We start from the raw sequence: 12,133 nt of genomic DNA, 5'->3' as shown, positions 1-12,133 counted from the left end.
CCCGGCGGGTCCGGTCGTCGAACCGCGCATATCCCAGCATCATGTGACCAGATGTCAGCGGCGTCCGGGAGCGTAGATGCAGGAGACCGTGGGGGAGCCGGTGGTGACGAGCCGTCCGGTCAGGGCGCTGCGGGCGGTCGGGAGGTACGTCAGGGCGGCGCCGGGCACGTACTGCTGGCTGGCCCTGCTGGCCCTCACCAGCTTCGTGGTGGCCAGGATCGACCCGGCCAACCTGGACTGGTTCCTGGGCCGGCGCAGCAGCAACATCGACCAGCTCCGCTCGCACCCCGTGCACGCGCTGCTGGCCAGCGCCATCTGGACCGAGCAGTCGGCGTTCCTCTTCTACTTCGTGATCTTCAACGTGTTCCACGTACCGGTCGAACGCTGGCTGGGCACCTGGCGGTGGCTCACGGTCGCGCTCACCGCGCACGTGCTGGCCACTTTCATCAGCGAGGGCGTGGTCGCCTGGGGCGTGGACGCCGGGCGGCTGCCGGCGAACATGGCGGACACCGTGGACGTCGGCGTCAGCTACGCGCTGGCCGGCGTCGAGGGCGTACTGACGTACCGGTTCGCCGGGCGCTGGCGTTGGCTCTACGCCGCTGGGCTGCTGTTCTTCTACCTGCTGCCGCTGGTCACCTCGCACACCTTCACCGACCTCGGGCACTTCTGCGCGGTGCTGATCGGCCTGAGCTTCTACCGCTTCGCCCGGGGCCGTCCCACGTGGGACCCGCTGGTCGTGTGGCGGCGCGGGCCGTGGCGGCGCGGGTCCTGACGGTGCGGGCCATCACGGTGCGTCGGCACAAGCCTCGGCAAAGAGGCTTGCAAACCCGGCCACCTGCGGAAGGATGGCCGAATGGTTGAAGCATTCATCAACGCCCCTGCCGACGGCACCACCCCCCGCCGCATCGCCGACGCGTACGTCCACGCCCTGGCCCAGCTCGACCCGCTGACCGCGGTCTACCTGGGGCTCGGTCCGGACGACGACGACCGTCTGCCGGACCTGTCGCCGGCCGGACAGGAGGCGGTCGCCGAGCTGGCCCGCCGCACCCTGGCCGAGCTGGACGCGGCGGAGGCCGCCGGTGCCGTGACGGACGACGCCGAGCGCCGCTGCGCCCGGCTGCTCCACGAGCGGCTCACCGCCGAACTCGCCGTGCACGACGCCGGCGAGAACTTCCGGGCGGTCCGCAACCTGGGTTCGCCGCTGCACGGCGTGCGCGAGATCTTCACCATGCTGCCCACCGAGACGCCGGAGCACTGGACCCTGATCGGCCGCCGGATGAGCCGGCTGCCGGTCGCGCTGGCGCAGTACCGCGAGCTGCTCACCGAGGGCGTCCGGCGCGGGCTGCTCTCCGGCCCGCGCCAGGTGGTCACGGTGGCCGGCCAGATCGACGAGTGGCTGGCGGGCGACCAGCCGGGGGGCTGGTTCGGCGAGTTCGTGCAGGAGTCGCCCGAGGCGCAGCGCGCGGAGCTGACCACGATCGCGGTCAGCGCGGCCGAGGCGTTCGGCGAGCTGCGGGACTGGCTGCGGGACGTGTACGGGGCGGCGGCGGCCGGCCGCCCCGACACCACGGGCCGGGAGCGGTACGCCCGCTGGGTCCGGTACTGGACCGGGTCCGACCTGGACCTGGACGAGGCGTACGGCTGGGCCTGGGAGCAGTTCCACGAGCTGGACGCGCAGATGCGGGCCGAGGCGGAGAAGGTGCTGCCGGGCTCCACGCCGATGGAGGCGATGGCCTGGCTGGAGAGCGACGGCCCGGCGATCAAGGGCGAGGAGAACGTCCGCAGCTACCTGCAGGGCCTGATGGACACCGCGATCGCCGACCTCCAGGGCGTCCACTTCGACCTGGCCGAGCCACTGCTCAAGGTGGAGTCCAGAATCGCCCCGAGCGGCAGCGCCGCGGCTCCCTACTACACCGCCCCGTCGCTGGACTTCTCCCGCCCGGGCCGGACCTGGCTGCCGCTGCTCGGCCGGGACAGCTTCCCGGTCTGGGACCTGGTCTCCACCTGGTACCACGAGGGCGTCCCGGGCCACCACCTCCAGCTGGCCCAGTGGACCTACGTCGCGGACCGGCTCTCCACCTACCAGGTCACCCTCGGCGGGGTGAGCGCCAACCTGGAGGGCTGGGCGCTGTACGCCGAGCGCCTGATGGACGAGCTGGGCTACCTGACCGACCCGGGGCACCGGCTCGGCTACCTGAACGCCCAGATGATGCGGGCGCTGCGGGTGATCGTGGACATCGGCATGCACGTCGGCCTGGACTTCCCGGCCGACTCCCCGTTCAAGCCGGGCGAGCCGGTGCTTCCGGACGACGCCCGGGAGTTCTTCGGCCGGTACTGCGGGCTCTCGGCCGACTTCCTGGACAGCGAGCTGATCCGCTACCTCGGGCTGCCCGGCCAGGCGATCGGCTACAAGCTCGGCGAGCGGGCCTGGCTGCGCGGCCGGGCGGCGGCCAGGGCGGCGGCCGAGGCCAGGGGCGAGACGTTCGACCAGAAGGCGTGGCACATGGCGGCGCTCTCGCAGGGATCACTCGGCCTGGACGACCTGGTCGAGGTGCTGGCCGCGCTCTGATTCGTCCAAACCCGGACATAAACCTTTAAATCGTCTTGCTTGTCGCCCTTTTGGGGGATCTCCTGGAGAGAGTGTTGGCCCAGACAGCTCTCTCCAGGAGATCCCCCGGAAGGCGGCAAAACGGTGTCCCAGCAATCCGCTCCCGCAGACCAGGCGGTCGATCCACGGCGCTGGTGGGCGCTGGCCGTGATCGCCATCGCCCAGCTGATGATCGTGCTGGACGCGACCATCGTGAACATCGCCCTCCCGTCCGCGCAGAAGGCACTCGGGATCTCGGACGCAAACCGGCAGTGGGTGATCACCGCCTACACGCTGGCCTTCGGAGGTCTGCTGCTGCTCGGCGGCCGGATCGGCGACCTGTTCGGCCGCAAGCGCACCTTCACGGTCGGCCTGCTCGGCTTCGCGGTCGCCTCCGCGATCGGCGGGTTCGCCACCGAGCCCTGGATGCTGTTCGGCGCCCGCGCGCTCCAGGGCGCCTTCGGTGCGGTGCTCGCCCCCTCCGCGCTGTCGCTGCTGTCCAACACCTTCACCGATCCCAAGGAGCGGGCCACCGCCTTCGGCATCTTCGGCGCCATCGCGGGCGGCGGCGCCGCGATCGGGCTGATCGCAGGCGGTCTGCTGACCGAGTACCTGAACTGGCGCTGGTGCCTGTTCGTCAACATCCCGATCGCCCTCGGCGCCGCGACCGGCGCGTTCTACCTGCTCAAGCGGGACCACATCGACAAGAGCCACCGGGTGAAGCTCGACCTGCCCGGCGCGGTGCTCGGCTGCGGCGGTCTGCTCGCCATCGTGTACGGCACCTCGGAGGCGACCAGCCGGGGCTGGAGCGACTGGCTGGTGATCGGCTGCCTGCTGCTCGGCGTGGTCCTGCTGGTGGTGTTCGCGCTGTTCGAGCGCCGGACCACGCACCCGCTGCTGCCGGTGCACATCGTCGGCGACCGGAATCGCGGTGGTGCCGCGATCGCGGTCGGCATGGCGATGATCGGGATGTTCGGCCTGTTCCTGTTCCTCACCTACTACCTCCAGGTGATCAAGGGCTACTCGCCGGTGATGGCCGGTGTCGCCTACCTGCCGATGACCGCCGCGATCGTGCTGAGCGCGACCGGCATCGCGGCCCGGCTGATGACCCGGGTGCCGTCCCGCAACCTGGTGGTGCCCGGACTGCTGCTCGGCGCCTCCGCGATGGCCTGGCTGACCCAGCTGGAGGTGGGCAGCTCGTACGTCACGATGGTGCTGCCGGCCGAGCTCCTGCTCGGCTCCGGGATGGGCCTGATCTTCATGCCGACCATGAGCCTGGCCACCCTGGGGGTGGCGCCGAGCGAGACCGGCGCGGCCTCCGCCATCATCAACACCGCCCAGCAGGTGGGCGGTTCGATCGGTACCGCGCTGCTCAACACGATCGCCGCCAGCATCACGGCCACCTATCTGGTCACCCGGAACGCGGCCGACCCGGCGGTGCGGGCGGCCGGGGCCGTGCACGGCTACGCGATGGCGACGGTGGTGGCGATGGGGATCATGTTGGCGGCGGCGGTGATCGCGTTCCTGATGATCGATCACCGACCGGCCCCGGGGGAGGCGGAGTCCGCCGACTCGACGGCGCACGCGCTGGCCTGAACCGGCCTGCAATCCCTTGCAGAATATTTCCGCAAGGGATTGCTCATGTCCGGGTGCCCTGGTTGACTCCGGCTCATGACCGATTACGACCTGCTGGTGGTCGGCGGCGCCGGGGTGGACACCATCGTCCGGCTGGACCGCATCGAACTGCCGGACGCCGACTCCCAGTCCGTCCCGCCGATCCGCGACTACGTGGCACACACCGGCAACGGGGTGGCGCTCGGCGCGCACCTGCTCGGGCTGCGCACCCACTTCCTGGACTTCCTCGGGGCCGACCCGCAGGCCGAGCTCGTGCTGGCCGAGTACCGGCGGCGCGGCCTCTCCTTCAGCCACCTGGTCTCGCCCACCGGCACCCCGCGCTCGGTCAACCTGGTGGACGCGCAGGGCCGCCGGTTCTCCTTCTACGACGGCCGCCACCCGGCCGGACTCCGGCTGCCCGCCGCCAGCTACCTCCCGTACCTGGAGCGCAGCCGCCACGTGCACCTCTCGATCACCGGCGTGAACCGGGACATGTATGCCGACATCCGGCGGCTCGGCCTGACCAGCTCCACCGACCTGCACGACTGGGACGGCGTCAACCCGCACCACCGGCACTACGCCGTCAACTCCGACCTGGTCTTCCTGTCGGTGGCGGGCTGCCGGGGCCGGCACGAGCAGGTGATGCGGCAGATCCTCGCCGAGGGCCGGGCCGCCATGGTCTCCGCCACCGACGGGGCGAACGGCAGCTACCTGCTCACCCGGGACCGTCCGGACACCATCCACCACCTGCCCGCGGTGGACCCGGGCCGGCCGGTCGTGGACACCAACGGCGCGGGTGACGCCTACGTGACCGGCTTCCTGTACGGCCGGCTGGCCGGGCGACCCGCGCTGGACTGCGCCCGGGCCGGAGCGGTCGCCGGGGCGTACGCCTGCACCTCGGCGGGCACCCACACCGACTTCGTCTCCCGGGAGCGGCTGGCCGGGGCGCTGGGCTGATCAGTCCGTGTCGTCCGGGTGCAGCGCGATGTGGTCGGCCGCCAGATCGGCCGCCACCCGGTGCTGCATGCCCAGCGCGGCCAGGAACTTGGCGGGCAGTTGGACCCGTCCGGTGCGGTCCAGCATCACGTACTCGCGCTCGCTGACCGTCTCCTGGCCGTGCTCGTCGGTCACCGTGCGCCGGAGCACCTCGCTGCTGGTGCGGCCGTCCCGGATCGCCACCGTGCGGCGGACCTCGCCCGCCACCATCGGGTCGTGGGTGACCACCACCACGGTGGTGCCGAGCTCGCGGTTGACGGTGCGGAAGGCCTCGAAGATCCCGGTGGCGGTCTCCGAGTCCAGCTCGCCGGTCGGCTCGTCGGCGAGCAGCACCGCCGGTTCGTTGGCCAGCGCGACCGCGATCGCCACCCGCTGCTGCTGGCCGCCGGAGAGCTCCGCCGGGCGGCGGTGGCCCAACTCGCCGATGTCCAGCGCCTCCAGCAGCTCGGCCACCCGGGTGCGCTGCCGCTTGGCGGCCCGGTGGCCCGAGCGCAGCTCCATCGGCAGGGCGACGTTCTGGGCGGCGGTCAGGAATGGCAGCAGGTTGCGCGCGGTCTGCTGCCAGATGAAGCCGACCACCTCGCGGCGGTAGCGCAGCCTGTCCTTGGCGGTCATCGTCAGCAGGTCGCACCCCGCGACGGTGGCCGCCCCTGCGGTCGGGGTGTCCAGACCGGCCAGCACGTTCAGCAGGGTGGACTTGCCGCTGCCGGAGGCACCGACCAGGGCCACCAGGTCGCCCTGGTCCACCGTCAGGTCGAGCCCCTGGAGCGCCTGGACCTCGATCCCGTCCGCGCTGAAGATCCGGACCAGCCGCTCGCAGCTGATCGCCAGATCGGCCCGGCGGCCCTGCGGCGCGGTGGCGGCCAGCGCCTTGCGCTGCAGCTCGGCCAGGCTGGGGGGCGTAGTGCTCATCGGGTGTCTCCCGCTCGTAGCTCGGTGGTGATCTGCCGACGGGCGGTGACGGCGGCCTCGGCCACCACCGCGAGGGCGGCCAGCAGCGCCAGCCCGAGCGCCTGTTCTGCGATCGGGGCGGCGGTCAGCCGGAGCCCGGAGGACACCTCGGCGCCGACCAGGGGGGAGAGGTCGACGGCCGGGCCGAGCAGCAGGACGCAGCCGACCGCCGTCAGCGCCCCGCCGAGGGCGGCGAACAGCGCCTGCGGCAGGGCCTCGGCCAGGATCAGCGCCAGCCCCTGCCGGGGCCGCAGGCCCATCGTGCGCAGCCTGGCCAGCATCGCGGCCCGTTCGGGCCCGGCCCGGAACAGCGTCAGCAGGACGGAGAGCAGCGCGAACAGCGCCGTGGCGCCGACCGTGACCCAGAACAGCCGCTCGGCCGAGTTCTGCAGCGGGTCGCTGCCGAGCTCGGCGACGGCTCCGGCGCTGGTCCGCACCAGGTGGCCCGGCCGCTCGCCGGCGGCCGGGGGCCCGAGGAACTCCTCGGCCAGCGCGCGCAGTCGGGCGTCGTCGGGGTGCCCGGCGGCCAGCCACCTGTCGGGACCGCCGAGCCGGGGCAGCAGCTCGGCGGCCGGGCCGACCGGCAGCAGCACGGTGGTGGCGGCCGTCCCGCTCAGGGCGGGGGTGCCGTCGACGGTGCCGACGGTCCGGATCGGGACCGCGTCGCCGCCCGCCAGCCGGAGGCTGAACTCACCCTCGGGCAGATCACTGCTGACCAGGGCGGGCAGCGGCCGGCCCGGCACCGCGGTGAGCAGGGCGGGGTCGAACCGGCCCCGTCCGGCGACATCGGCCAGCCTGGCGTACCGGACCGGGTCGGCCAACACCACGTTGACCCGGACCGAACCGCCGCTGCCCGTCGACAGGTTGACGTCCTCCTCGGTCCAGACCGGCAGTGCGGTCTCCACCCCGGGCAGCCGGCCGGCGGCTGTGACGAAGCCCTCGGGCAGCGAGCCGTTCAGCTGGGCGCCGACCACGGCGTCACCGCCGATGGCGTACCTGGCCACCGAAGCGCGGTTGGCGGCGACCGAGCTCAGGACGGTGGCGCCGACCGCACCGCAGGTCACCGCGAGCACCAGGGCGAGCAGCGGCAGCACCGAGGGACGCGAACGTCGGCCGCTGCCCCGGGCGGCCCTGGCCAGGCCGAGGAAGGCGACCGCGCCGGGCCTGGGCCTGGCCCAGCGGGCCAGCAGCCCGATCAGGGCGGGCTGGAGCCGGGCCAGCAGCAGCGCTCCGGTCAGCGCGAGCAGCAGCGGAGCGGCCACCAGCAGCGGGTCCACCCCTTCGTCGAAAGGTGCCACCCCGCGTCGGGCGACCTGGGTGGCGGCCGTCACCGTGGCGGCCAGGACCAGGAGTTCGGCCATCAGGCGGCGGCGTCCGGGCCGGCCCCCGCCGACCCGCTCGCGCAGCAGCAGGGCGGTCCTGACCGGGAAGGCCAGCAGGGCGAGCAGGGTGACCGAGCCCGCCGCGACGGCGGCGGTCAGCCAGCGCGGGGTGGGCAGCAGGGTGAAGGCGAGCAGCGCGCCGAGCGCTGCGGCGGGGAGCACCGTCAGTGCCCCCTCCCCGAGCAGCCGGCGGCAGATCCCCCCGGTCCCGGCGCCCCGGGCCCGGAGCAGCCGCAGCTCCGCCGTCCGCCGTTCGGCGGTCAGCGCGGCCGCGAGGCAGAGCACCACGGCGGCCACCCCGGCGGCGCCGGCCGGGCCGACCGCGGTCAGCGAGTCGATCGCGGACTGCCGCTGCCGGGCGGTGTCGATCAGGGGCCGGATGCCGGAGCTGATGCGCAGGTCGGGTCGTCCGGTCAGGGCGGTCAGCCGGGCGGCGATCGGGCCCGCGGTGACCGCGGCGAGGTCGAAGGAGGTCTGCCGGAGCCGGTCCGCCCGCAGCTTGTCCACCTGCACCGGCAGCCGCCAGAAGTCCTCGCGTCCGTTGCTCCAGCCGGTCACGCGGGGCAGCGTCTCCGGGCCGGTCAGCGCGATGGTGTACCAGTACGCCAGCGGAGGCTCCCAGGGGCCCATGTCGCGCAGGTTCCTACACGCCTTGAGGGCACACCCCTCCCCGGCCCAGAACCGGTCGGACGGGTCTCCGACCGTGTAGAGGCCGGCCACCTGGACCCGCTCCGGGCCCAACCCCAGGGCGCTGCCGTCGAGAACCGAGCCGAGCTTGATCCCGATGGTCTCGGCGGCGTTCGCCGCCAGCGCGACAGGGATCGGCCCTGCGACCGCACCGCCGGTCGGCCACTGACCGGCCGTCAGCCGGAGGTGGTCCTGCGCCCCGTGCAGGTACAGCAGAGCGAGTTCGGGCGGGAGGCCCTCCGGGCGGGACAGCCCGGGATCCCTCAGCTCACGCGTCTTGCTGCCCCGGCGTCCGTACACCGGACCGCTCGGGTCGAGCGGGATCACCGCGCCGACGGCGCCGGTGAGTTCGGCCGCGATGGTGTCCAGCTCCTTCCCCGGCTCGCCAACCGAGGGTGACCCCGAGGTGGCTCGCACACTGGTGGTGAGCGGACTCTGCGAACCCACGAAGCTGTGCAGCGCGTCGTCCGCTCCCCGGTCCAGCGCCCGGGGCAGTGCGGCTGCCAGGAAGACCATGACCAGGGCCAGGGCGGCGGTGAGCAGGGCGGCCAGCGGCGCGGTGCGCAGCCGGGTACGGACCCAGGGGGCCGGGGTGCTCATTTCTCCTCCACGAACCGAAGCCGGGGGGCCACGTTCCGCCGACGGCCGCCGACCAGGAAGGCGGACAGCAGCGGCAGGGCGGCGGTCCCGGCCGCCAGGGCCAGCATCTGCCCGAGCGGCAGTCCGACCAGGACCTCGGGAACCGGCGGCCGGGCCGCCGGGGTGAGCACCAGCAGTGGGACCACCAGGCGGACGAGTACGGCTCCGAGCAGCAGCCCGACCCCGGTGCCGATCGCGACCAGCACCACCTGCTCGGCGGCGGCGGTCCGGTTCAGCAGCCGTCGGGACGCGCCCAGCGCCAGCAGTACGGCCGACTCGCCGGCCCGTTCGCCCGCCGAGGCGGCCGAGGCGGCGGTGAAGCCGATGGTGGCCAGTACGGCGGCGGCCAGCGCCAGCGCGGCCAGCGCGCTCTGCGGGGCGGCGCTCAGCGGGTCGGCGAGCCGGGCGGCGGCCTCCTCCTCACGGAGCGTCAGCTGCTGGGCGGTCGGTCCGGCCCGCAGGGCGGCGGCGGCCTCGGCCGGGGCGCGGTCGCCGGGACCGGAGGCGGGCAGCCACCACTCGTTGACGGCCGGGAGGTCGGAGCCCCGGTCGGCCAGCCACCGGTCGGTGCGGGGCAGGTCGAGCAGGAGGGCGTTGGCGCCGTACACCGGCAGCGCCTCGACCGCGCCGGTGATCCGGACGGGCAGGTTGGCGTTGCCGACCTGGATCTTGATCAGTTCTCCGACCCGGGCGCCGACGGCGGTCAGGTAGGCGCGGGTGGCCAGGCCCTTGACGTCCTGGTCCGACTTGCTGCCGCCGGGGACGAGCGCCGTGCTGCGGTAACTGGTGGACTGCGTGTAACCGATGGTCAGCATCGAGTCGGCCGTGGCGCCGCTACGCACCTTCACCGGGGTGTCCGCCCCGGACGTCGCGGTCCAGGCACCGAGAGGCGCCGGGACGGCGGTGGCAGGTCCGGTCGCGGTATCGGAGACGGCGAGGCGACGGACCGTCAGCTCGCCGTCGTTCTCCCGCACACCGGTGGGGTGGGTCAGCTCGAAGCCGGTCAGGGTCAGCGGCGCGGCGACCGCGCCGAGCGGTGCGGCGGTGAGCGCACCCAGGTCCACCGAGACGGTCAGCTCGCCCCGGGGCGGCAGCTGCGGAACCAGGATCCGGTGAGCCGCCCCGAAGCCGTCCCGCAACTGGAGCCAGAGGTCGGGCGCCTTCAGGGGAGCGGGGAAGTACGGCTCCCGCTCCCCGCGCGGGAGGTCGGCGACCTGGACCGCCACGGTCAGGTCGATCCGGGCCGGCCGCCCGGGCAGCCGGAGCCCGGCCGGCTGCGGCTCGGACAGCGGCGCGAACAGCTCCCCGGCCGGTCGGCCGTCGAACAGGTCGGGCCTGACCGTCAGTTCGGTGGCCGCGCGGGCGGTGTCGGTCAGCAGCACCCGGCCCGGCACGTCGCCCGGCAGGGACTGGTCGATCCGGGCCACCGGCAGCAGCCGGTCGCCGCCGGGCAGCGCCGCGTACCGGCCGCCCTGGCCCAGCGTGGGCAGCGCCGAGCCCCAGATCCGCAGACCGCCCGCCGTGGCGAAGTCGGCCTGGTCGTGCTGCGAGTCGCGCCAGGCGGCGTGCTGGCCCAGCGCCAGGACACCGGTGGCGACCGCCAGCACCAGCAGCAGCACCGGACCGTTCGCCCGGCCCGGGCGGCGGGCCAGCTGCCAGCCGCCCAGCGCCGGGCCGAGGCCACGGCCCCGGGCGGCCAGCCGGGCCCCGTACCGGGCCGCGAACGGCAGCAGCCGGAGCACCAGCAGGGTCCCGGCACAGAGCGCCAGGGTGGGCGCGGCGACCAGCACCGGGTCGATGCCCAACTGCCCGTCGGCGTCGACCGAGAGGCCGCCGGTGCGGGCGCCGAGCTGCTGGTACGCGACCACGGCCAGGGCGAGCAGTGCCAGGTCGGCGCCGGAGCGGGCGGCGGCGCTGACCACGGCCTGCCGTCGGGACACCACCCGCTCGGCGTCGCGCCGGAGCACGGTGGGCAGCGCGGTGAGCGCCACACAGGCCAGCGCGCAGCACCCGGCCACCGGCCAGCGGACGGCGGTGTCGGCCTGGTCGAGCGGCATCCCGGCCAGCGGGCCGCGGCTGGTCAGCAGTCGCAGCAGCGGTCCGGTCAGCAGTGGGGCGAGCAGTGCGGCGGGCAGCGCGAGCAGCAGCGCCTCGACGGCCGTCCACGCCGCCAGCCGGCGCCGGGTCGCGCCGCGGGCGGTGAGCAGGGCGTTCTCCCGGACCTGACGCTCGGCCACCAGGTGCACCACCAGCAGCAGGGCAGCGGCGGCCAGCACTGCCAGTTGGAGTGCCCCGACCAGCAGGGTGGCCTCGGTGACCAGCGTCGCCGAGTGCAACTCGTCGAGCAGTGCCGGGAGTTCGGTCTGCAGCTGGAGGCCGGGGAGGTACTGCTTGAGCAGCTCGGGCAGCTGGGCGGTCCGGGCCCTGAGCTGCTCGATCCGTTCCGGATCGGCGGCGCCGAAGTCGGCGGTCAGCAGCGAGCCCCGGCTGCCCTGCGGCAGCAGGCCGGAGCTGAAGACGCCGTCGTCCACCAGCATTGGCCCGTACGTGGTGAAGCCCCTGACCTGGATCTCGCGGCCACCGAGCGGGTCGAGCCGCCAGTAGGGCGCGTCCCGGTCGGCCGCCTGGTAGACGCCGGTGACCCGGATGCTGAGCGGGGGGCCGCCGTACCGGTCGGAGAGGGTGACCTGGGTGGGCAGCGCGCTCTCGGTCAGGCCGAGCCGGGCAAGCGCACTCCCCGGTACGGCGGTCTGGACCGTCCCGGCGGCGCCGTCGGCGGTGGGCCACTGACCGGCCGTCAGCTTCACCCGGCTGCGGTCCAGCGCGGCCAGCACGGTCAGGTCCACCTCGCGGGTGGCGCTCGGCAGGCCGGGCAGTCCGTACGAGCGGCTGCGGGCGAGGTTCTGCACGGTGACCGGCAGCCCGTCGAAGAGCCGGCTGCCGAGGGTGGCGACGCCGGCGTCGTCCCCGGACCTGGTCTCCAGCCCGCGATCGGAGCTCAGCAGGATGTCGACCCGGCTGCCGCCGTCCAGATTTCGCCGTAGGCCGGCCTCGGCGACGGTGCGGTTGAAGGACACCAAGGTGGTCAGCACGGTCGTGGCGATCACCACCGTGAACAGCACCGCAGCCGCGAGCGGCAGTCGGCCGCGCAGTCGGCGCAGGACAAAGCCGAGCATGTGAATTCCCCCCGTGCCGGCCCGCCCTGTACCGGATAGCGGACGACTCTGTCAGATTCGAACAGGAAGTGGAAGGGCCTTGCGCGAACCATGTCGGAGCT

The 12,133-nt window shown here is 74.0% G+C and carries 7 protein-coding genes; 4 read left to right on the top strand and 3 right to left on the bottom strand.

Features of this window, described 5'->3' with window-relative positions; genetic code table 11:
- The first annotated feature begins 76 nt into the window (after window positions 1-76).
- The 4 genes from ACKUU6_RS12025 to ACKUU6_RS12010 all read left to right on the top strand — a co-directional run bounded on the left by ACKUU6_RS12025 (window position 77) and on the right by ACKUU6_RS12010 (window position 5,158).
- On the top strand, window positions 77-772 hold the full coding sequence (locus ACKUU6_RS12025; protein ID WP_407988493.1) for a rhomboid-like protein: 696 nt from the start codon (window positions 77-79) through the stop codon (window positions 770-772).
- Between the two features lie 81 nt (window positions 773-853).
- Window positions 854-2,569, top strand: coding sequence for a DUF885 domain-containing protein (locus ACKUU6_RS12020; protein ID WP_407988492.1), 1,716 nt, complete (start codon window positions 854-856; stop codon window positions 2,567-2,569).
- Window positions 2,570-2,692: 123 nt separating this feature from the next.
- Window positions 2,693-4,183 (top strand): MFS transporter, encoded by a 1,491-nt coding sequence (locus ACKUU6_RS12015; RefSeq protein WP_407988491.1) that lies wholly within the window; start codon window positions 2,693-2,695, stop codon window positions 4,181-4,183.
- 75 nt (window positions 4,184-4,258) lie between these two features.
- Window positions 4,259-5,158, top strand: coding sequence for a carbohydrate kinase family protein (locus ACKUU6_RS12010; protein WP_407988490.1), 900 nt, complete (start codon window positions 4,259-4,261; stop codon window positions 5,156-5,158).
- On the opposite strand, the gene ACKUU6_RS12005 is transcribed toward ACKUU6_RS12010, so the two are convergent.
- The 3 genes from ACKUU6_RS12005 to ACKUU6_RS11995 are packed head-to-tail and all read right to left on the bottom strand — an operon-like array spanning window position 5,159 to window position 12,032.
- Window positions 5,159-6,109: an ABC transporter ATP-binding protein gene (locus ACKUU6_RS12005; RefSeq protein WP_407988489.1), complete on the bottom strand. Its 951-nt coding sequence runs from the start codon at window positions 6,107-6,109 to the stop codon at window positions 5,159-5,161.
- Window positions 6,106-8,817 (bottom strand): hypothetical protein, encoded by a 2,712-nt coding sequence (locus tag ACKUU6_RS12000; RefSeq protein WP_407988488.1) that lies wholly within the window; start codon window positions 8,815-8,817, stop codon window positions 6,106-6,108. The genes ACKUU6_RS12005 and ACKUU6_RS12000 overlap by 4 nt, the downstream gene beginning before the upstream one ends.
- Window positions 8,814-12,032 (bottom strand): FtsX-like permease family protein, encoded by a 3,219-nt coding sequence (locus ACKUU6_RS11995; RefSeq protein WP_407988487.1) that lies wholly within the window; start codon window positions 12,030-12,032, stop codon window positions 8,814-8,816. The genes ACKUU6_RS12000 and ACKUU6_RS11995 overlap by 4 nt, the downstream gene beginning before the upstream one ends.
- Window positions 12,033-12,133 lie beyond the last annotated feature (101 nt).

This window comes from Kitasatospora sp. CMC57, from assembly GCF_045866025.2.
Classification (GTDB): Bacteria; Actinomycetota; Actinomycetes; order Streptomycetales; family Streptomycetaceae; genus Kitasatospora.
The sequence above is the reverse complement of the archived record's forward strand: the minus strand, read 5'-3'. Positions and strand labels throughout refer to the sequence as shown.